The organism is Peptostreptococcus stomatis DSM 17678, from assembly GCF_000147675.1.
Classification (GTDB): Bacteria; Bacillota; Clostridia; order Peptostreptococcales; family Peptostreptococcaceae; genus Peptostreptococcus; species Peptostreptococcus stomatis.
In genome coordinates, this window is the sequence record NZ_ADGQ01000070.1 from 37,807 (window position 1) to 59,765 (window position 21,959).

At 36.1% G+C, this 21,959-nt stretch carries 23 protein-coding genes and 1 other annotated feature; of the genes, 5 read left to right on the plus strand and 18 right to left on the minus strand.

Annotation, left to right across the window (positions count from 1 at the left end):
* Window positions 1-111 precede the first annotated feature (111 nt).
* The 4 genes from HMPREF0634_RS08040 to HMPREF0634_RS08055 all read right to left on the minus strand — a co-directional run bounded on the left by HMPREF0634_RS08040 (window position 112) and on the right by HMPREF0634_RS08055 (window position 3,413).
* On the minus strand, window positions 112-747 hold the full coding sequence (locus HMPREF0634_RS08040; protein ID WP_007790786.1) for a DUF421 domain-containing protein: 636 nt from the start codon (window positions 745-747) through the stop codon (window positions 112-114).
* A 211-nt stretch (window positions 748-958) separates the two neighbouring features.
* Window positions 959-1,615 carry a CPBP family intramembrane glutamic endopeptidase gene (locus tag HMPREF0634_RS08045; protein WP_007790842.1) on the minus strand — a complete coding sequence of 219 codons (657 nt, stop codon included), beginning with the start codon at window positions 1,613-1,615 and terminating at the stop codon, window positions 959-961.
* Window positions 1,616-1,675: 60 nt separating this feature from the next.
* Window positions 1,676-2,152, minus strand: a complete 477-nt coding sequence (locus HMPREF0634_RS08050) for a pyridoxamine 5'-phosphate oxidase family protein (protein WP_007790841.1) — start codon at window positions 2,150-2,152, stop codon at window positions 1,676-1,678.
* A gap of 67 nt (window positions 2,153-2,219) precedes the next feature.
* The gene (locus HMPREF0634_RS08055; protein WP_007790779.1) at window positions 2,220-3,413 is read right to left on the minus strand and encodes an L-serine ammonia-lyase; all 1,194 of its coding nucleotides are present in this window, start codon (window positions 3,411-3,413) and stop codon (window positions 2,220-2,222) included.
* A 272-nt stretch (window positions 3,414-3,685) separates the two neighbouring features.
* Between HMPREF0634_RS08055 and dapA the strand changes: the two genes are divergently transcribed.
* Entirely contained in the window at window positions 3,686-4,570 is an 885-nt protein-coding gene (gene dapA, locus HMPREF0634_RS08060) for a 4-hydroxy-tetrahydrodipicolinate synthase (RefSeq protein WP_007790855.1), read from the plus strand.
* A gap of 138 nt (window positions 4,571-4,708) precedes the next feature.
* On the opposite strand, the gene rpsD is transcribed toward dapA, so the two are convergent.
* The 7 genes from rpsD to HMPREF0634_RS08095 form a co-directional block, all read right to left on the minus strand.
* A complete protein-coding gene (rpsD, locus tag HMPREF0634_RS08065) occupies window positions 4,709-5,314 on the minus strand; it encodes a 30S ribosomal protein S4 (protein WP_007790871.1) in 606 nt (201 codons plus the stop codon).
* 392 nt (window positions 5,315-5,706) lie between these two features.
* Window positions 5,707-6,450, minus strand: coding sequence for an amino acid ABC transporter ATP-binding protein (locus HMPREF0634_RS08070; RefSeq protein WP_007790815.1), 744 nt, complete (start codon window positions 6,448-6,450; stop codon window positions 5,707-5,709).
* A 9-nt stretch (window positions 6,451-6,459) separates the two neighbouring features.
* Complete coding sequence (locus HMPREF0634_RS08075; protein WP_007790844.1) at window positions 6,460-7,134, minus strand: amino acid ABC transporter permease; 675 nt, start codon at window positions 7,132-7,134, stop codon at window positions 6,460-6,462.
* A 33-nt stretch (window positions 7,135-7,167) separates the two neighbouring features.
* Window positions 7,168-8,013 carry a transporter substrate-binding domain-containing protein gene (locus HMPREF0634_RS08080; protein ID WP_007790865.1) on the minus strand — a complete coding sequence of 282 codons (846 nt, stop codon included), beginning with the start codon at window positions 8,011-8,013 and terminating at the stop codon, window positions 7,168-7,170.
* A gap of 202 nt (window positions 8,014-8,215) precedes the next feature.
* Window positions 8,216-8,422: a binding site (T-box leader), on the minus strand.
* A gap of 78 nt (window positions 8,423-8,500) precedes the next feature.
* A complete protein-coding gene (locus tag HMPREF0634_RS08085) occupies window positions 8,501-8,782 on the minus strand; it encodes a putative quinol monooxygenase (protein ID WP_007790862.1) in 282 nt (93 codons plus the stop codon).
* Window positions 8,783-8,854: 72 nt separating this feature from the next.
* Complete coding sequence (locus HMPREF0634_RS08090) at window positions 8,855-11,044, minus strand: YhgE/Pip domain-containing protein (RefSeq protein ID WP_007790788.1); 2,190 nt, start codon at window positions 11,042-11,044, stop codon at window positions 8,855-8,857.
* Window positions 11,045-11,556: 512 nt separating this feature from the next.
* The gene (locus tag HMPREF0634_RS08095; RefSeq protein WP_007790846.1) at window positions 11,557-12,105 is read right to left on the minus strand and encodes an Mpv17/PMP22 family protein; all 549 of its coding nucleotides are present in this window, start codon (window positions 12,103-12,105) and stop codon (window positions 11,557-11,559) included.
* A gap of 424 nt (window positions 12,106-12,529) precedes the next feature.
* Here HMPREF0634_RS08095 and HMPREF0634_RS08100 point away from each other — a divergent pair, with 424 nt between their 5' ends.
* The 4 genes from HMPREF0634_RS08100 to HMPREF0634_RS08115 all read left to right on the plus strand — a co-directional run bounded on the left by HMPREF0634_RS08100 (window position 12,530) and on the right by HMPREF0634_RS08115 (window position 16,223).
* Entirely contained in the window at window positions 12,530-13,798 is a 1,269-nt protein-coding gene (locus HMPREF0634_RS08100; protein ID WP_007790882.1) for a cell wall-binding repeat-containing protein, read from the plus strand.
* A 206-nt stretch (window positions 13,799-14,004) separates the two neighbouring features.
* Window positions 14,005-14,499: an RNA polymerase sigma factor gene (locus HMPREF0634_RS08105; protein WP_007790749.1), complete on the plus strand. Its 495-nt coding sequence runs from the start codon at window positions 14,005-14,007 to the stop codon at window positions 14,497-14,499.
* 43 nt (window positions 14,500-14,542) lie between these two features.
* The gene (locus tag HMPREF0634_RS08110; RefSeq protein ID WP_040565920.1) at window positions 14,543-15,625 is read left to right on the plus strand and encodes a hypothetical protein; all 1,083 of its coding nucleotides are present in this window, start codon (window positions 14,543-14,545) and stop codon (window positions 15,623-15,625) included.
* Window positions 15,626-15,773: 148 nt separating this feature from the next.
* Entirely contained in the window at window positions 15,774-16,223 is a 450-nt protein-coding gene (locus tag HMPREF0634_RS08115) for a C-GCAxxG-C-C family protein (protein WP_007790783.1), read from the plus strand.
* 142 nt (window positions 16,224-16,365) lie between these two features.
* On the opposite strand, the gene HMPREF0634_RS08120 is transcribed toward HMPREF0634_RS08115, so the two are convergent.
* The 7 genes from HMPREF0634_RS08120 to HMPREF0634_RS08145 form a co-directional block, all read right to left on the minus strand.
* Complete coding sequence (locus HMPREF0634_RS08120; protein WP_007790849.1) at window positions 16,366-16,719, minus strand: Spx/MgsR family RNA polymerase-binding regulatory protein; 354 nt, start codon at window positions 16,717-16,719, stop codon at window positions 16,366-16,368.
* Window positions 16,720-16,844: 125 nt separating this feature from the next.
* A complete protein-coding gene (locus tag HMPREF0634_RS09810; RefSeq protein ID WP_165480197.1) occupies window positions 16,845-17,018 on the minus strand; it encodes a hypothetical protein in 174 nt (57 codons plus the stop codon).
* Between the two features lie 2 nt (window positions 17,019-17,020).
* Window positions 17,021-17,692, minus strand: coding sequence for a DNA alkylation repair protein (locus tag HMPREF0634_RS08125; RefSeq protein WP_007790830.1), 672 nt, complete (start codon window positions 17,690-17,692; stop codon window positions 17,021-17,023).
* A 105-nt stretch (window positions 17,693-17,797) separates the two neighbouring features.
* The gene (locus HMPREF0634_RS08130; protein ID WP_040565921.1) at window positions 17,798-18,397 is read right to left on the minus strand and encodes an AbiV family abortive infection protein; all 600 of its coding nucleotides are present in this window, start codon (window positions 18,395-18,397) and stop codon (window positions 17,798-17,800) included.
* Between the two features lie 95 nt (window positions 18,398-18,492).
* Window positions 18,493-20,277 carry a glycerophosphodiester phosphodiesterase family protein gene (locus HMPREF0634_RS08135; protein WP_040565922.1) on the minus strand — a complete coding sequence of 595 codons (1,785 nt, stop codon included), beginning with the start codon at window positions 20,275-20,277 and terminating at the stop codon, window positions 18,493-18,495.
* Window positions 20,278-20,455: 178 nt separating this feature from the next.
* A complete protein-coding gene (locus HMPREF0634_RS08140; protein ID WP_007790885.1) occupies window positions 20,456-21,133 on the minus strand; it encodes an ABC transporter ATP-binding protein in 678 nt (225 codons plus the stop codon).
* A gap of 13 nt (window positions 21,134-21,146) precedes the next feature.
* Window positions 21,147-21,959, minus strand: an 813-nt coding sequence (locus tag HMPREF0634_RS08145) for an ABC transporter permease family protein (RefSeq protein ID WP_007790773.1), incomplete at its 5' end; no start/stop codon positions are given.

The following is a 21,959-nucleotide window of genomic DNA, read 5'->3' on the forward strand; positions in this document are numbered from 1 at the left end:
GTTTCGCCTTCTTTCTATCCTCTATAGGTACTATTTATTTCTGATATATATTTTTTATTTCATCAGTTTCCCATAAATACAATTATACAACAAATATAATAATAGTCAAATTTATTTAGAATAAGCTTCTAATATGAGTTTTCCATCGACATATTCTCCCAGAAATACATCACTATATTTATTTAGGCCTTGCTTTTCTATTTCTTCGATTAGCCAGTCTTCATCCTTGCCGATTACCTCTAAAATATCCATTTGCAAGTGCCCATCTGTTATCAATGGGAATTTTGGATTTTCTTCTCCTGGATGAATAATAATCAACTGACCATTTTGTTCTACTACTGCCCTTTTTACATCTCTTATTGAATATATATTGTTTGTTCTCAACTTGAAAGATACATCATGGGAAGATAGCCCTGCCTTCTTACAATTATCTATATTTACCTTGCCATTGTCAATAATTATCAGTGCCTTGCCATCTATCAGCTGTTTAGCCCTAACATTATGTTTCTTTATCCACTTTAAACCAAGTACAAGGGCACACCATATACACAAAATAGCTACATAGTCTAGTATTTTGATACTATTATTGTAAATTACACCACCTATAATACCACCGAGTACATAGTTTTGTACCTGGTCACTAGCAGATGATGGGGCCAGATTTCCCTTGCCCGAAATATTTATTATTGCAATCAAGGCCAAGAATCCTATTAATAATTTAATTGCAACCAAAACGAATGCGTTCATAATATCCCCCTTTTGATTTAATCTCCTACTTACTTTTCTCGTATCTCTTTTTCTCTTTTATAGTTTCATTATTCATCTCATGTAAGTATTTCTTACTAATAAAACATCTTATCCATCTTGGAATATGTATACTCACCATAATTATCATAAGCATATTATTATTATAATAGCATATCATATTTCATACATCTATGCATACACACTGGATATATTATATAATCCACCACAAAATTATATTAAGAAATAAATTCATAAATGAATGCACAAGTATACATGCTTCAACCTTTTCAGTCTTATAATATATAACTGAAAGTATGGCTGCTGCACCCAATTGATTTACCCAGTCACCAACTGATACCGGCATATGAATTGCCGTAAATATAAGACCGGTAATAAGCAGACTTACTTTTAGGTTCCCAGGGAAAATTACCTTTGTCAATATCCTTCTAAATACAAGTTCTTCAGTAACAGGACTTAAAATACAAGTCCTCATAAACTCTATTACTAGGTACTGACCCTCTGTGCTTACATTTGGGTCTAAATACGGTACCCCTTCTATTTTTCCTACATATGTTGCTAAAAAGTGAAGTACAAGAGTAGCAAGCAAGCCGAACAATATCCATTTTATGGTTGCATTTTCTGAAAAAAACTCTTTCCAGTTTATGTAGCTTTGTTTTTTGGCATATAAATTAATTAAAATTACCAGGACTGAAAATGCTGCTATTACAAATACATTTTGAGGTAAAGTCAATGGTGCTTTTTTATTTATAGTAGACGCTATTGGTATAAGTGTTAGTTGCCACAGGGCTGCTGAAATTGCTAACATAACCAAGCACTCTATTATTCTTCTTATTAGTGTTCTTTTCATTGCATATTCTCCTTATGAAGTTTTCTATATCTCTAACTACAAACTTATATTGGCTGAAATTTATTTTTCCTGTATTTCCTTACCACTTATATATTCAATCTCTATCTGGAACATCTGGACTGCCTTACCTGCTTTTGCTATTTCTTCATCAATAATATCCTCACTTGGATAGTACTTTTTTGCCAAGTCTCTTAGGATATCCATCGCCCTTTCCTGGTCATCTACCAGGTGACACCTTCCATAGACAATGGTACTTTGGACATAAGGTGCCCAGGCTTCTTCCTTTATAGTCTCATTTCCATAAACAGTAAAGCACACCTTGTCACAGGCCTTGATAGAGTCTAGCTTGTGGCCTGCCCTCGCCCCATGAAATATAATGATATTACTGGCCTCATCATATGTATAGTTAATTGGTAGGGCATAAGGATACCCATTGTCACCATTAACCGCCAAAACTCCACGACGTGATGTTCTTAGCAGGTCCTTTGCAGCTTCTATACTGATTTCTCTGTTTTTTCTTCTAACTGGTCTAAACATTTTCTTCCTCCTTAATATAAAACAAAACCATAGCCAAGTTAAAACTTGACTATGGTCTTAAATTCAATTAGCACTCGAACCACTTAGCAAGTCCTCCCTTTGCTGTTTCTCTATACTTGTCCATTAAGTCTATTCCAGTTTCCTTCATAGTGATAGTTACCTGGTCGAATGATATAGTATGGGCACCATCAGTATTTAGGGCATACTTAGCTGCAGCTATTGCTCTTTCAGCAGCCATTGCATTTCTTTCTATACATGGTATCTGAACATATCCATATACCGGGTCACATGTCATACCCAGGTGGTGTTCTAGGCCTATTTCAGCAGCGTATTCTATCTGCTCTAGAGTACCACCAAATAGGTAGGCAGCACCTGCTGATGCCATTGAACAGGCAGAACCTACTTCACCCTGACATCCTACTTCTGCACCAGATATAGATGCATTAGTCTTGATTAGGTTACCTATCAAACCTGCCACTATTATAGCTTCTATTATATGCTGTCTCGTATAGCCATTGTGTACCATCAATGAGAAGAATACACCTGGTATTACTCCTGCAGCACCACATGTTGGGGCAGTAACGATAGTACCACCTGACGCATTTTCCTCGGATGCAGCTAGGGCAAATGCGTAGTCTAAAGTAGTGTAGTCCTTTGTAGCCAGGTACTTCTTGTAGAACCTTGATGCCCTTCTCTTCAACTTTAGTTCACCGGGAATTATTTCTCTACTTTCTATTCCCTTGTCTATAGCCGCCTTCATAGTATCGACTATATTACCCATATACTCCAGGAAGTCATCCTCTTCCCTGTCTAGTACATATTCAACAAACGACTTGTCATTTTCCTTACAATACTTTATTATATCGTCTAATTTAGAGTGTTCGTAATACACCTTACCATCTACCTGGTTTCTCTTACCCTCTTCTGCCAGGGTACCACCACCTACTGAGAATACAGTCCATTCATCAAAGGCCTTGCCTGATTCATCCAAGGCCTCTAGCATCATACCATTTGGGTGGAATTCCGGATTGATGTCATCTCTCCATATAAATTCAACCTTCTTTGGTGCTATTGTCTTTTCTATTATATAGTCTGTAAGGTGGCCCTTACCTGTAGCTGCCAATGATCCATAAAGTGTACACCTGTAACTGGCAGCATCAGGATTCTTTTCCTTAAATCTCTTGGCTGCCCTCTGTGGTCCCATTGTATGTGAACTTGATGGTCCACTACCTATTTTATATAACTCTTTTAATGTATCCATAATTTACCTCCATAATTCAACTTTAAAACATCACCTATTATATCATACTCTAGATATTAGGTCTATACATCTTGTCTTAAAAAATTAAGCGTATTTATAGCCTTAGTGGGTATAATTTTAATAACTATTGTATAGAATAGGTTTTTAATTTATATTAGAGATATAAGTCCCATCTAGGAAGACTTAATATATGTCAGTGGGATAAAATTTAGGTAATTTAAAATAAGACTAAGATATAATATAGGAATTTTAAAAGGAAAAGAGGAGATAATATGATTTTTAAGGGTCGTGGAGTAAATATAGTTACACCATTTACAGATACTAATGAAGTTGATTTTAATAGTCTAGCTAACCTAGTCGATACCTACCTAAAAGTAGGGTCCCAGGCCATTATCTTGGGGAGAACGACTGGAGAGTTCTATGCTATGAACGATAATGAAATTTTGGAAGTGATAGACTTTGTGATAAAGAAGGTCAACAAGAAGGTCCCTGTCCTTGCCCAGACTGGCCTAAATGATACTTCTAGGTCTGTAATCCTATCTATAAGGGCCAAGGCCTTAGGACTAGATAGTCTAATCCTATCTGCCCCATACTATGGCCAGGGAAATGAGTTGGGCTTAATCAGCCACTTCAAGTCGATAGCCATAGCTGGTGACCTGCCAGCCTATATTGACAATGACCCTGCTAGGACTGGCTTAAACCTTGCTCCTGGCCTTATCGCCAAGTTAGTTGAAATACCAAATATAGTTGGTATCATAGAGTCATCTAGTGACCTTGACCACTTGGCTGACCTATCACCACTAATCAATGACAACTTTGCCCTTATAAGTGGCAATGACAAGACTATCCTGGCCAACCTGGCTATGGGTGCAAGTGGCCATGTATCTATCTTAGCGAATATATGCCCAAGGCTTATCTTTAATATATATGACAAGTTCATTGAGGGTGACCTTGCTGGGGCTAGACAGGTCTTCAATGACTCCCTAAAGGCTATTGACCTTATGAACCTAGACGTCAACCCTATACCGGTCAAGACTGCCATGAATATGCTAGGCTATGAAGTTGGTAACTTTAGACTACCTCTCCATCCAATGGATCCGGACAAGGCTGCCCAGGTAGCTACTTTTATCATGGATACTGGCCTAGAAAGGCTATAGAATTAATTAGTTTAAAGTAATTGTAATAAAGGGATGGTTTGCCATCCCTTTATTATCTTTATTTACAAAAAAAGTACCGAATGTGAATAACCACACTCGGTACATCTAAGGACATTATTATAGTCCCTCTTATCAATCTTATAATGAAGACTTAGAGTAGAATTCGACTACTAGTGCATCGTTGATTTCGATTGGCACTTCTTCTCTTTCAGGTAATCTTGTTAATACAGCTGAGAAGTTAGCCTGGTCCTTAGTTAAGTAAGGATATTCGCTTAGAGCAGCTGCTTCAAAGTTAGCCTTGAATAATTCGTTAGTTCTGTACTTTTCTCTTAGAGATATTTCATCTCCAACACTAACGATATATGATGGTATATCTACCTTTCTTCCGTTTACGTGGATGTTACCGTGAGATACCATCTGTCTAGCCTGTCTGATTGAGTTAGCTAGACCCATTCTGTATACTAGGTTGTCTAGTCTACATTCTAGAGTTGTTATAACTGCAGTACCAGTAGTCATTTTAGCCTTCTGAGCCTTCTTCATGTAGATTCTCATCTGCTTTTCTGATACTCCGTAATAAGCTCTTAGTCTCTGCTTTTCAAGTAACTGCTGACCATATGGTGTAAGCTTCTTATCACTTCTTGCAGTTCCCTTACCAGCTCTGTTCATTGCCTTTGGATGACCACAAACGTTAAGTCCTAGTCTTCTAGATAACTTAAACTTAGGTCCTCTTGTAATTGATGACATATTTTTTCTCCTTTTTAAATATAAACTATGGATGCACCCCTTGTGCATTGTCCACTTGAAAAAATGGATGTGTGAAACTCCTAAACCAAACACACCTTAGTAGGAATTTTCGCTACATTGTCCATTTAAAGGCTATGCCTTTACTGTGTAAATATTACACGACTCATATATTATACTACAGACTTGCCTAGATGTAAAGTTTTTTCTTTGATTGGACCAAAGCTATTTATATGCTTTTTATAATTTATCCTGATTAATATGATTTATATGTATTCCTATATATTTATATGTGCTAAATGTAGCTATAAACAGAAAGGTACAACCAACTCCCCTCTTAAATTGGAAAAATGGCTGTACCCCTATTAATTTCAAACTATCAATTACTTTTTAAACTATACCAGGATCTTGTCGAAGAAGTCTTTTGCCCTATCGCTCTTAGGATTATTAAATACTTCTTCTGGACTTCCATCCTCTACGATCTTGCCTTCATCCACAAATATGACCCTATCTGCAACTTCCTTGGCAAAGCCCATCTCATGTGTAACTATTGCCATAGTCATACCTTCATCTGCCAGCTCCTTGATTACGTCTAGAACTTCCTTTACCATTTCCGGGTCTAGGGCTGATGTCGGCTCGTCAAATAACATCATGTCCGGCTCCATGGCAAGGGCTCTTGCAATGGCTATACGCTGTTGCTGGCCACCTGATAGCTGGACTGGATAGGCATCAGTCTTGTCCAATAGGCCTACCCTCTCAAGCAGTTCCTTGGCCTTCTTTTCAGCTTCTTCCTTAGTCTTACCCTTCACCTTCATTGTGGCTAGAGTTATGTTGTCTAGGATGGTTTTGTTTGGAAAAAGGTTGAAGTTTTGGAATACCATACCTATCTTCTCCCTAGTCTTGTCTATGGTTTTTAGGTTTTTAAGTATATCCTGACCTTCAAAAATAATCTGGCCTGATGTAGGTTCTTCCAGTAGGTTCATACACCTTAGTACGGTACTCTTACCTGAACCTGATGGCCCTATAATTACCAGGATATCGCCCTTGTCTATTTCGAGGTCTATACCCTTTATTACCTCTAAACTTCCAAAAGACTTGTGTAGGTCTTTTAGTTCTAATAAAACTTCTTTATTGCTCATTATAATCTCCTATCTTTCTACAGTCATTTTCTTTTCTAATAAGCCTACTAATTTTGATAATGTAAAGGTAATTACAAAGTAAATCAATGCTGCAAACAAGTATGGTCCAAATCCATTATAAGTTGAGTTCTTAACTGAAATTGCTACGAACATAATATCCGTTACACCTACAAATGCTACTATGGCAGACTCCTTTACAAGTGATATAAATTCGTTGGCCAGGGCTGGTAAAATATTCTTTACAGCCTGTGGAACTATTATATACCTCATTGACTGTAGGTATGTCAAGCCTAGGGACCTACTGGCCTCCATCTGACCCTTGTCAACTGAGGATATACCTGACCTTAGTATCTCAGCTATATAGGCTCCTGAATTCAGTATCATGGCCATTACTGCAGCTGTGAATGTATCGTCATAACCGAACATAGTCGGGTATTTGACACCTAAGATCATTGGAAAACCATATGCCATAATCATGACCTGAACAAGTAGTGGTGTATCCCTGATAACCTCTATATATACATTTGCTATCCACTTTAATACTGATTTATTTGATATCTTACATACACATGCTACTAGACCAACTATAAAGCCGAATAGCAAGGCCATGAAAGATATTAAAATTGTGACTCCTGCACCCTGTATGTATGACAGGTAGTAATCATTTATAAAACTAAAATCCATCCTAAACTCCTCTATTATAAATACCTTCTACAATTACTTTGTTTCTTTTGAAATCAGGTCTACTGCATTGGCTAATATCTTATCGTATTCGCCACTGTCCTGTAGTTCCTTAATAACTTCATTTGTCAACTTGATTAGGTCTGCATTATCGCCTTTCTTAATAGCAACTGCCATGGCCTCTTCATCTCCACCGCTAGTTAGCTTCAAGTTTTCAACAACCTTTATACCATCATACTTAGTAACATTTATACCGGCAACCTTGCTGTTCAATACTACTGCATCTATATTGCCATTCTTCATGTCTGCAATCAAGTCTGGAACTGCTACTAGGGCCTTATAATTTGTAACCTTTAGGTTGTCCTTAACGTATGTTTCCTGAGTAGAACCCTTCTGGACACCTAATTTAGCCTTCTTAAGCTGGTCTTCTGAAGTAAACTTACCTGCATCCTTAGCATTTACTATTACTGCATTTTCACCCTTGAAGTAGATATCTGAGAAGTCTACAGCCTTCTTACGTTTTTCATTTGGTGTCATGCCTGTGATTACCATATCTACCTTACCTGCCTGTAGGGCTGGTAGTAGGGCGTCAAAGTCCATAGCCTTTAGCTCTAGCTCCACGCCTAGCTTGTCTGCTATCTTCTGGGCCAAGTCTATGTCAGCACCCACTATCTTACTCTTACCATTTTCTGATACCATAAACTCAAATGGTGGGTAGTCAGGAGATGTCGCTACAACCAGCTTCTTATTCTTCTTAATCTGTTCAAGGGCTGTCTGGTTTCCACCTGAATTGTCAGATGACTTGTTGCCACAACCAACTAGACCTGTTGCTAAAACTGCTACCAATCCTAATGCTAATAATTTTTTCAATCCTGCTTTCATTTTTCTTCTCCTTTAAAAATAATATAATAATTCAAAATAAAAAAGTCCCTTAGCCAATACTGGCTAAGAGACGAATATACCGCGTTACCACTCTTATTGACAAGTCGATCGTCTTGGTTGATATAACCATTTTATCCAATCTACCAGGACTGGCCAGTTAACCCCAGTAAATAAAATAAAAAAGTCTCTTAGCTAATACTAGCTAAGAGACGAATATACCGCGTTACCACTCTTATTGACAATTAAAACTTGTCCTCTCAAACCCTTAAGGCGGGAAACCTATTAGAATACTAAAATTCCTCTAATAACCTCCAAAGTTCTCTTCACTTTAAACTCCAATATCAGGCTCACACCAAACCCTGACTCGCTGTAAATTCATTTAAGCTACTCTCTTTATCATCGGCTCTTATCTATTTGTTGTATCTAATTATACGATTAGAATTTATAAAAGTCAATAGGAAATTTTATTTTTTATAACAATCTATTATTATATCATTTCCCCAATCGTAGTCTGGATGTCTTCAACTAACTCTTCAAAGACAGCCTTGGCATCTATATAGTGTTGGCTAGCCTGGTGTTTTTCCAAACTAGAATAGCTCTCCCATCTTTCAACAAAACAATATTCATGGTCTGAACCGTCAATCCTACAAAAATCATATGTGATATTTTCTAGTTCTTTCCTGGAAGACTTTACCAAGGCCTTCGCAGCTGCCACATAATCATCCTCAAAATTTGGCTTAACCTTAACTCTTACAAATACAGTTAACATATTACTTCCTCCATACTACCCTAATAAATTTTTTCTACTTCACTACAGTATATAACACTTTTGACAAATATGCTAGTGCATTAAGAAACTCTTCTCAAACTTTTCTGATAGGGGTTCTAAAAGGTCGTTTATATCTTCCTTGAACATTATTCCGAATATCAGCGGTATAATGGCAAATAATAGCAAGGCCCCTATATCTCCAAGCAGGTTTTGCATATATACTCCGCCTATAGCTTCCCTGCAGGCATTTATACCATATGTAAATGGTATGACTGAGTTTATAGTCCTAAAGAAGGTAGGTGTCATCTGGACTGGGAAGGTTCCCCCAGAACCACCTATCTGGATAACCAACAAGAACATGGCTATCCCCTTACCCAGGGTCTTGAAGCATGATACCAGGGTGAATATTAGGATACAGAAGGCTATACTGCACAGCATCAAGATCAATATAAACAAGACTGGTTCCTTCGCTGTCACCCCTAATAATAAGAGGTCTCCCGTCGATATTATTATCGACTGGATAAGAGACAGGATTAGGAAAAATGATAGACGACCCAAGTACCTATCAATACTCCTATACTGCTTACTCGGCTCTGTAGATAATATAGTCGATAGGATAATAACCCCTACCCAGGCTGCCAAGACACTGTAAAATGGTGCCATAGAAGAACCGTAATTGGCCATCTTATACAACTTTTCTTCCTTGATTTCAACTGGATTCTTAATAAAATCTGCCCTTTCAAGTATATTTGACTTGATTACATTATTAAAGGCCTTTAAATCCTTGTTGTTCTGTATTTCATCAATCATCTTTATAGAGTCAGAAACCTGGCCCCTCAATATATCTATCGAGCTTTCTAGAATTGTTATACTAGAACCGACCCTACCATTTAAAGTTGATGCCGTATTTATAAAATTATTTACACTTGGGTACAACTGGCCTGTAGAGTCTACCATACTCCTGATATCCCCGGTAATTGTAGATACATTTCCATTCACCCTGCTAAGTGGCCTTGTGACCAAGTCATCGAAATCCGAAATAATATCATTTATACCCTTGTTAGAGTCTGCAACAATATTTACAATGTCTTGAACTTGAGAATATGTCAAGCTACTAGTAGAGTTTACCTGGTCTATAATACCTGCTAGCCTAGAACTAGCATCTGTTAGTGACCTGTACTCATTATTCAACCTGGTAACTGCATTATTTAATACATTTGAATTTACTACATTTATATCATTTAGGACCTGGCTAATATTGTTGACCCTTATAGCTGCCTGGTCTATTTTATCTTTAATATTACCAATACTTATGACTGCCTGCTGGGCCCCCTTGTCACCAATAGAGTTTAGGGACTGGGCCAAGTTGACTGATGATTCCAAGATTCTTGACACATCTCTTAAGGCAGACTTTAGACTGGCTGATGAGTTCTGTATACCTGAAGTCGCATCCGTAGCCATGCTTCCAATATCATCATTGATCTTCTTCGCACCATTCATAGTCCTTTTAATAGCATCAAGACTCGCCTTAGAACTCGCCAGGGACTTGTCTAGGTCACCTATCATATTTTTATTATTCTCTGCCAACTTCTTGCTATTTACCAACTGGGCATCTAGCCTCTGTAAAGATTTCTTCATTTCTGTCAACTTTGGTGTTATATCATCAGTCATATTTGAAATTCCACCCATGGCACCTAATGAGGTCTTACTTATAACCTGAATAAGATGGTTACTAATCTTTACCTGAAGCTTATTAGCCCCCTGGTCAGTTATTTTTTCTGCTATTGCATTGGTTTTTTCATTTGTTGTATATATTATCCTAGCCTTCCTCACATCTACCTGGGTAACAGACATCAGGGATTTTGTAAAGTCCTTAGGTATTGTTAAAATAGCATAATACCTACCGGTATTAAGGCCCTCCATGGCTGTTTTAGAGTTTACAAAATTCCAATCAAGACTCCTATTTTCCTTGAGGTTTTTAACTATATCATTACCAAAATTCAATTTCTGGTTCTTAAACTCGTAGTCCTTGTCCTGATTTACAATTGCCACACTTAAATTCTTTGTATTACCATATGGATCCCAAAAGGCCTCAATATTAAACCAGGCATATAAGGATGGAAATATCATTAGGGCCACTACTATAATGGTTATCAAACGATTTTTCATAACCTCTTGACAGTCCTTATATAAAATCTCATGGACCTTGGATGGGTCTGGCATATATTTTTCTTTAAATTCTTTATTAAAAATCTTCTTCAAAATCTAACACCTTACTTTCAATACTATTGCTGATATTTACAATCCAACCGCTCTTAATTTTACTAATATACTTCCTATAGTACATACAAAACTCTCAATTATACAATAAGGATTATACCACATATAAAAAACTTTTACTTGAAAATTTACATATAAATAAATGCATAAAAAAATCCCCTGAGGATAAGCAAACCTCAGGGGATTTAATTTAAATGATACTAAAATTTACAACTTAACTTAATTCATTTTTATATATATCCAATATTTTCATATATATTCAATTTTCTTCAAAATTTTTCAAAAAAATTATAATTTTTTCTCAAGGCAGGCTTGCATAAGAAAAACCGACTCCAGCCAGCAGGTTTACCCCACTATTGAAGTCGGCATATATTCTCTTTTATAAGCCCTATAAGTCCTTGGTTTTGACCCAGGTTATTAAAGGCTCTTTTCCTATTTTCCATCAACTATGATACTGGGATGACCCCATATCACCTGTTACTGGCTTACTCTAATTATGATTTTAGTGAAAGCAAGATACCTAGGCAGATTGACAATAGGGCTGCAAATATAACTCTGAATTCACCTGGTAGCAAGAATGTGACCGTATGTGCTGGCAACCAGAATGTTGGTATTGTTCCCCATAGGACATTTTTTCCATAGGCAAAGTAGTCAATCCTTGAGCAGATATCCTTGATAGATACCTTAGCACCCTTAGTTTCATACCTTAGGTCTAAGAAGGTATCTGTGTGCTTATGCAATACCATGAAGACTGGACCAAATGATGTATTCATTACCAGTGAAGTTAAGAATGCAAAAGCAAGCTTTGTATGCAGGATTGTTGAGCTAGACTTGGCCAACTTAGCACCCATAGCCTCGGCAAATATACCCATCATGAAGGCTATCCATATACCTAGAAGACCCCAGATAAGCATCCTGTATCCGATTGAATGAGGTATAGTCAGCTTCTTGTTTCTGATGCTGTTAGCTATTACCTCGCCTAGAGTTGCCAATATCGCAAATTTGATAAATGACAAGACATAGTGATTTGTTAAAAACGACATAATTCCCTCCAAAAATTCTAATTTAACCTCATTATATCTTATTCCTAAGGATATTTAAAGACAAATTTTTCATTTTTCAGATTTTTTTATATAATTATATTTTATCCTATTTTTATGTCCCTTTCATGCATATTTATAAATTCCCAAATTACTACATTTTCATTTATAAATCTTTTTTCTTCCTCCTTTAAAACTCCAAGCTGTTTTAAGGCAGAATCCACTACAAATCATTTTTAATCCGATAAAATCCAGCAACCCCCCCAGAATTGATTTTTTTAACAAAATATAATAATATGAAATATATAGGAAACGTTTATTATATGTATTATCATATTTAGGGGGTATGCCTATGGGAAAGTATTTATAAAATAATTTTTCTTGTGATGGTAATTTTTATAGAAAAGTATACAAAAGGGGTGATAATATGACTAATAAAAAAGTGATAATTTCTCTTTTAGCTGCTACAGTTTCAGCTTCTTCCCTAGTCGCAGTAAACGCGGCTGATAAGATCGATCTTGATATCAATAAAGAAGTTAACGAATCCAACAGCCTTATCTTCGGTGATTTTTTTGGACCTAAGTACACTTTAAATGATAAGAAGGCACAAAAGAAGCTTGCTGAAATACTGGATTCAATAAAGGGAGACTACTATAATAGCGAGTCCAGGATTAAGACCTATGATTTTATAATTGAAATAGACAATTATGAAATAGGACTTACTAAAGATGGCAATGATAATGGCTACTATATCCTTAGTTTTATCAGAAAAGACAGTCCACATAATTTCAATACCTACAAAACAAAAGTTAACATATATTCAGAGCTTATGAAGGTCCTAAACTCCAGTGATGGCGTAAGTATCAACCTTAAAAATTTGAATAATCCGAGAAATATAGAATCATGTGGTCCTGTTGAGATGTCAGCCCATATATCAGAGTCTACATTTGGAAGGAATGACAATGTCGTTCTAGTCGGCAAGGATAGTATCCCAGATGCCCTGTGCTCTGCTTCAATAGCTGGTTATCTGGATGCACCTATACTTTTGTCTGACAAGGACGAGTTAGACGAAAAACTTTTAAGTGAACTAGGCAGACTTCATGCAAAGAACATCTATGTCCTATCAGGAGACAAGCTTATATCCAGAAAAGTCAAGGACCAACTTAAGGCAAAAGGATATAACTTGTATGACTATTCGGGTCAGGATAGGTATGAAACATCGAGTAAGATTGCCAGGTTTATGAATGCAGACAAGCAGTTTATCCTGGTTAGTGGACAAGACTTTTACGATACACCATCAATCTCTCCATACTCCTATGAAAAGAAGATTCCTATACTCCTAACTAAGAAAAATAGTATGCCTGGTCATACTTATGATTTAGTGAAAAAGGATTCAAGTATATTAGCCATAGGTGGAGACCAGACTATAACCAGTGATGTATATAGTCAATTGAGTAAAAAGAAGGTAAAGGTAGACAAGATAGCAGGCAAAGATAGATTTGATACTTCTGTAAAGATAGTTAAAGGCTTGTATCCTGAATCTGCTTCCTACATCTGTATAAGCGACAAATATATAGTCAAGGATATAGTTACTTCTGTTATGAGCGTTAAGTATCAAAAACCTATAGTCCTTGAAAAGAATCCATATAGCTTTATAGAAAATAGAGACAAGAACATGTATATAGTATTTAAATAACTATTCTTCCAAGCAAAGAGTCTTAGTCGAATAAAATTGAAAATTAGGAAAACATGATAAGGGTCCTTCTAGTGAAATATCTAGGAGGGCTTTTTTATGAATTTTAAATTTTTGTTAATGAAAAACCTATTTTAAGCGTATATATAGGTGAAAGAGGTTATAATTAATCTAGATTAATTCAATTCACAAGGATGGGAGGTGGTTCTTTGAATTTTGAAGATATCTTTGATAAATATTTTGATAAAGTATATAAATTCATAAATATGAAAACTCTAAATCATATGGATGCTGAGGATATAGCCCTACTTGTCTTTGAGAAGGTTCATGCCAACCTGGACACCTACTCTTCTAGCAAGTCTAGTTTTGAGACCTGGTTATTCTCAATAGTCAGGAATGAAATAGCCAGTTTCTATAGAAAAAAGCAGATTCAAACTGTAAGCATGGATGCTACAGGACCCCTGGTTGACACTGACCAGTCACCTGAAAAAATTGTAGAAATGACAGATATCAACTCAGACCTAAAGCTTGCCCTGGCTAAATTAAGTGACAAGGAACGTACAATCATTGCCTACAAGTATGGGGCGGATATGAAGAACACTGATATAGGAGACCTCTTAGGTATATCCAGTGCAAATGTGGGTGTCGTCCTATTTAGGGCCTTGAAAAAACTAAAAAAGGAACTCCAAAAAGACAATCTTTAGTAGGGATATACAAATTAAAAAACATAGAATAGGAGGGATTATTATGAATAAAAAAGATATAGATAGATCTAACGACCTTGACATCAATCTTGGCCCTAATCAGGAAAGAGAAATTGATAATATTCTTGAAGGACCAGATCAGAATGTCGAAAGCCTACATGACTTAAAGTTTGAAGATGAACTAAAGGAAAGGCTAAACCTGGAATTTTCGCCTAGCCAGGCTAGTAAAAATAGGATTAGGGTCAGGTTACTTGAATCAAATTCTGAGGATAATTTGCTTGGTGGACCTAGTGAAAGCCCAGTAGATGATATAAAGGGAGGTAATATTATGGCTAATAAAATAGATAAGGTAAGAAATACAGACAATGCTGGAAAGAAAAAGACTAGACCTTGGTCTAGAAAGTTAATAGCTGCATCAATAGCAGGTTTACTGATAGTTGCAGGCATAGGCATACCGGTTATTGGTAATGAATTTTTTACAACTACTAAAACCCTTAAGACTGATAATGGAAATATAATTATCCATGAGGAAAAACCACTTATTGACCTGGGTAAACTAATCTACCACTTCCCAGAAAATTTAAAGGGAAAAATATATGATGCCCAGGGAAGACAGGTAGATGATATCAGCTACAAAGAAGCTAAAAATACTGGTGTATTCGATAAGGACGGAAATAAAATAAAGGAAATAGATGAAAAAAATGGAACATATATCCTAGAAAAGGATGCTGATAAAGTTATAGACGAGGGTATTGCCAAGTTCAAGACACTTGAGGAGGCACAAAAGTATCTGGCTTTCAAGCCTAAGCTACCAGCAGGTTGCAAGCTGATAGAAGTTGGTATCTACAAGGATGAAAATGGACTTCCAGGTAAAGATATAGCAGACTTTATCCTTGAAAAGGATGGGGCAAAGATCTATATGCAGGAAAGACTTGCAAGAGATGGAAATAGATATGAAACAAGCACAGATGATGCTAAGTATGTTTACCTAAATAGCAAAAAGGCCATAATGTCCAATAACAAGAGTATTGATTGGGAAGACGATGGGCTACTAATCAACATAAGTTCAAAAACTTCTACATTCTTTGGACAGAGTTTTGTAGATCTGGCTAAAACTGTTAAGTAGTACTTAAATATTTAACCTCTGAGTAAGAAATTACTATAATTTCCATATAAAAAATCTAGTATATTAGACTATAAATCTACTCTTATATATGATAATATATGGATATGTGAAAGTATGGTAATCTGTAAAAATATGGAGGTAAATTAAATTGAGTAAGCATTCAGATCTAGCTAGAGATTTATTTAAAGAGGGCTATAATTGCTCACAGGCTATAGTTTTAGCCTTTAGTGACGAAACCGGTCTAGACAGGGATACAGCCTTAAAAATGGCATCACCCTTTGGCCTAGGAATGGCTAAGCTTAGAGAGGTATGTGGGGCTGTCAGTGGTATGTTTATGGTAGTAGGCCTACTAAATGGCTTTACAGACCCCAAAGACAAGGGGGCAAAAAGCGAACACTATAAGGTAATCAGAAAACTTGCCGAGAAATTCCAGGAAGAAAACGGATCTATAATTTGTAAGGAACTATTGGGTCTAACTGGTGAAAAAACACCTGAAGGCAAGCCTATAATGACTAAGAAGCCACCTTGCAAGGACTTGGTAGTCCAGGTTTCTGAAATGCTTGATGCCTATATAGAGGAAAGAAAGATCCAGGCCTAGTTATTATAAGTACCTATAAATGGACTTTCGTCAATAATCAAAAAAATAGACTCTAGGTCTAAGAGTTAAAAATAATGAGGTCACCTGCCCAAAGAATGTATTTTCAACGGACTGGGTGACCTCATTTTTTATAGGTCTATACCTATTCACCAAGTAGGAATTTCTTTACATCCGGACCTACCAGGATTTTTTCATCTCCTACTAGTAGAATTGGCCTCTTTACCAACATACCATCTGTAGCTAGTAGCTTGTACTGGTCTTCTTCTGACATATCTGCCAGTTTTTTAGACAAGCCCATATCCTTGTAGATTTTACCACTTGTATTGAAGAACCTCTTTAGTGGCAGGCCTGACCTTTCCCTCCAAGCCTTTAATTCTTCTATACTAGGATTTTCCTTGTCTATCTCCCTAAGTTCATAGGCCAGACCCTGGTCCTTCATTATCTTTTCTACTCCCTTGCAAGTAGTACATTTCTTATAGCATATCAGGGTATTCATATATCCACCTCCATCAATCTAAACTATTATATATACTTTTATGCCTATCCCCTTGTATATATCTTAATTTATATCTTAGTTATATATTAGTTATATATTATTGTATATATCCTATATATATCTTATTATATATTTTTTACAGTTTCTTCTATTGCCTTACGAGATCCATGGTTTGCCAATGGACCAGCCCCTTCTGCTGGATATCCCAGGTTCAATAGCATCAAGATATACTTGTTGTTAATACTTTTTTTCTTTTCTATCCCTCCTTCTTCGCGGGATAATATTAGGTCATAAATCATAACTACTTTAGTCCCTTAAGGTAGTCCTTCCTCTCCTTGCTTATACGAAGACTCTCACGGGCCTTTTGTATAGCCTTATTATGGGTCCAGTCATCTAAACTCCTGGCCTCAATATATGGAAGGCTGGCCTCCCACTGCTTGGCAAGGGCTGTAGCAAAAAACCAGGCAATCATCATATTGACATAGTATTCCTGGGACCTAAGACCTGCTACCAGTTCTAAATAATCAGGCTTGAAGTCGTCATCTAAAAAGTGGGTCATCAGCATCTCCAAACCAAACCTACATGTATAGGTTTGATCAGAAGAAATCCAAAGCTTGATCCTATCTAGTAGTTCCTCCTTGTGCTTTTTGAAGACCCTTGGTGACATAATATCACATACTGCCCAATTGTCTACATATGGCAAAAAGGCTTCTATCTTCTCTATGCATGTATCGAAATCTTTAATCTCCGATATCAGGATTCCATGTAGCATATTTTCATCATAGTAGGCATGTGGTAGACTAACTAAAAAATCCTGACACTCCTGGTCTTTTATATATGACTTGGCCAATGCCCTAAGTTTTGGTACCCTAATCCCCATGATTGTAGACGGGTCTATGCTAGGTATTAACCTAGCCTGAAAGGCTGCATACTCTTCTTCTTTTATAGCTTCTAGTTCCTTGTATATCTTCATGGTTTCCTCCTAAACTTACGACTACTTATATCTTTTCTATGCTTGAAATTCCCTATTAGGGTTTACTTTTTATTTATTATTTACTAGTCCCAGCTTCTTATTATCCTATACCTGACCCACAACTTCTTCAAAAAGCTTGTCCGTCTTTTTAGATATATTGATGGCATAAAGGCTATAGCCGGCTATATTATCCTCATAGGCCTGGATGGCAAATAAAAGCATATTTCTAGCGTATTTTTTATCTACAAGATCTACTGGTATTGTCATCCTATCCGACCTACGATTGGTGTATACAGAGTCAAGCTTCAAGTTCATCATACCACCACTATTATAAAGGTCAAATATACCCTTTAGGTCTTCCTCTTCCACGGCATCTGTCAAACGATCATCCATCCATAAATAGTAGTCTGGACCAAATATCTTCTTGCCTGTACCCTTACCTGCATGGCCATCTACATTCTTAGAAAAGAGACTATTGTAGACCTTGACTATCTCTTCAATAGCTGCTATTGAAAAGAAGCTAGATGATGGAAAAAGACCCTTATCATAGAGTACATGTGAGCTATTTAATAGGTCATATATATGGTCTATACACCTATTGAATTCATCACTGGTCTTAATTACAAAATCGCTTTTTATAATTGAGTCACTGGCCCTTTGACTATCACCCCCAAACCCCTTTATTTCTATATTTTCATCAGTCATATTTCTTTCTCCTCACTCTTAGTCTATATATCTTTTTCTTTATATAGGGTCTTATACCCTACCTACTTTAAGAATATTTAAATATAAGCCTCAAATTAACTCTCCGGTCTCAACCAATTTATAATCCTGTTTATATCTGTACTGTCTTTAAATGTATTTTTTAGGAACTGGGTAGATTCAACTTCGTCGGTTATAATCCCATCCACATCACTCATCAAAAACTGCATTATTATATTGTGTACATTGCAGGTCCATACATCTACGCGTTTACCGTACTTGTGAATCTTACGTATATTGGAATCTGTTGCAGACTCCGCTTCTAAACCAATTCCATCTACATTGAGCCTGCCTATATCACCAAAACTATAATAGCAAAGGTAGATAGTCTCTGCATCTGGATGCTTGCTTTCCATATAGTTGATAATATCATAGTCAAGGCTGATAAAGGCACATTGGCCCAACATACCCTTGGCCTTGACCATCCTGTAGAGGTCTTCTACCATCTTCCTATCAGCAGTTCTCCCCTTTAGCTCTATATATAGGTGAATTTTGTCCCTGGCCGTCTCCAGGGCTTCTTCCAAAGTTGCAGGGTTGACAATTTTATTATGCAGACCTTTCATAGTCAGACTCTTTACCTCATCCAGTTTCATATCCTCTGGTCTACGGATATCGCCATACAGCCTAGAAAAATTAGTATCATGGTGGATTATATAGTGACCATCACGGGTCCTCTGCACATCAATTTCCGAGGCATAAACCTTTTTATCTATGGCTGCTTGAATTGATTCAAGGGTATTTTCTGTAGAAAGCCTGCCACCACCCCTGTGGGCTATAATCTGTGTAGACTTCTCCACGGAAAATAACCTATCAAAGACCGAGCTACCAATGGCACTAAAAATACACATTAATACTATAACTAAAACCGATATAAAAATGGTCTTCCTTGAAAAATGTTTTTTATCATTGCTTGGAACCAGGTCCGGACATTCATATCCATCAAATATCTGGGTCAAACGCATGAACTGAAAGGATAGAAATAGGAGACCGTATATACCATCAAGCAAGGTAGTGACAAAAACTATAAGCAAGAGAAAAAACCTATATATATACTGGGGTGGACTTGCAATTTCTAGAATTATATATGGTACTATTCCAAAAACTGCAAATATAAGCACCAAGACCAAACCTGTCCTAAGTAAAAATCCAAAGTACCTGCCTGCAATACTCCTCTTGTGGACCTTGATTAGGTTAACAGAAGAAGCCAGGGCTTCATTTAGTGACTGGTCCTTCAAAATCATATAGTGAAATGTAAAGACCCTATAAAGCCCTAAAATCCCCAATAGGATAAGCAGGATATAGTAGAAACTCGCCCTAATACTGGTCGAAGTAATAACAGACAAGATAAAATCTGGCAATACAAAAGTATAACTAAGGGAAATTCCCAGGGTCGCAAAACAGGCTGGGGCCAAAAATGATATATATAAAATCACTAGTATGCCCTTGGGTCTAATTAGCTTTTTACCAGCCAAAAATGCCTCATATATAAGGGTCTTCATCTTTTTATGCTCCGAATATAGTACATTTCTACTCAAGAGTATCATAACGTTAATATCAAATATGGTATATATAAATAGGCCTGTTAGGGCAATTATCAAAAGTAACCAACCCTGCCATGTCCTCATCAAAAATGGTATATCACTGCTGGTGATAGCCGGTTTACCTGCTACCCATAAAAGAGAACCTGCTATAGTCCTCAAGACAACCAGACTGGCCAAGAGCAAGGCCTTTGTAACCAGCTGGTATACCAATAATTGGGGGAGCTTGTCCTTAAACATGAACAAGGACTTCTCCTTCCACTTTTCTTTTATACGCTTAGGCATCTAACCACTCTTTCTCCTAAAAAATTTGCTAAGAATAAGGCCTGTAGCAATTGTCCCCTTCCTTAGAATTGTACAACGACTACAGGCGTCATCCTTATTGCTATATTCTATTTTACTATACCTACATTTAATAGGTCAATCTCCTAAGAGATCTACTAATTTCAATAAATACTTCAAATTACTTTTTTTCATCATTTATAATTTTACCATCACTTATAGTAATTATCCTATCTGCAGACTTAGCAATTTCCTGATCATGTGTAATCATAATAAGAGTCTGGTTTAGGTCTTTTACTGAACTCTTCAGCAAATCCATTACCTCTTTTGTTGTTTTGCTATCTAAATTTCCAGTTGGCTCATCAGCAAATATTATTGAAGGTTTATTAGATAAAGCTCTGGCAATTGCTACTCTCTGCTGTTGCCCTCCAGATAATTCATTTGGATATTTTTTTAATTGTTCTTTCAATCCAACCTTGCTAATTACCATATCAATATATTCTTTATCTGGCTTTTTTCCGTCAAGTGATATTGGAGGTATTATATTGTCATAAACATTCAATACAGGTATTAGGTTAAAGCTTTGGAAAATAAATCCAAACTTTTGTCTTCTTAATTCTGACAACTGTTCATCATTCAATGAATAAATATCCATATCGTCAAAACATACCTTCCCAGATGTAGGTTTGTCCAGACCTGCCATACAATGTAATAGAGTTGATTTACCTGAACCACTCGTTCCAACAATTGCTGTAAATCCATAATCTCCAACATCTAAACTTACTCCATCTACAGCCTTAACTATATTATCTGACTTACCATAATATTTTTTTACGTTTTCTATGCTTATATTTTTCATTATTATTACCTCACTATACCTTATTATTTAAACACTCAATTATATCTATATCGTCAACATTTTTGTATACTACTGACAATGCTAATAAAATTGATATTGTACAAATTAGTATAAAAATTACAATCTGCATATACGGCAATGAAAAATTTTCCTTGAACTCTATCCCTTGAATCCCTGCAATTAGTTTCACTTGATTAAACCATTTTATATTGTATATCAAGGACACTATTATAGCTAAAACAATCCCTGGAATGATTGATAGAATTCCATTTTTTCTTAACATTCTTTTTAAATTTCTCCTACTCATTCCTAAGGACAACATAGTAGCATAACCACGCTTGTTTAAATTAAATGTTAATATTATTCCTGCTATTATGTTTACAATAGACATTGATAATAATACTGCTGAAGATACTTCTCTCTTTATTTTATTCTTTTTTTCGTATCTGTTTAATCTTTCTAATATTGTCTTTTCTGTATCGCATTCATAAAAGTTTTTACTTGAAAATCTTGACTCTATTTTATTATATATATTTTCTAAACTATCTTTATCATTAAGCTCAACTTTTATTTCATTAATATTACTTATATTAGTTAAGTTCCTATAAATACTATCATAAGTTATAATATCTGGAACAAAATGCTCTGTATGAGTTATAGGATCCCAATTATCACTAATAAAACCAACCACTCTTACTTTAGATTTTTTAAATTTTACAATACCACTATCTTTATCATAATATTGATATGATATAGTGAGCTCATCATTAAGTTTTTGGTTAGGTAACAGCTTAAATATACCTCGTTTTATTTTCGAATAAAATTT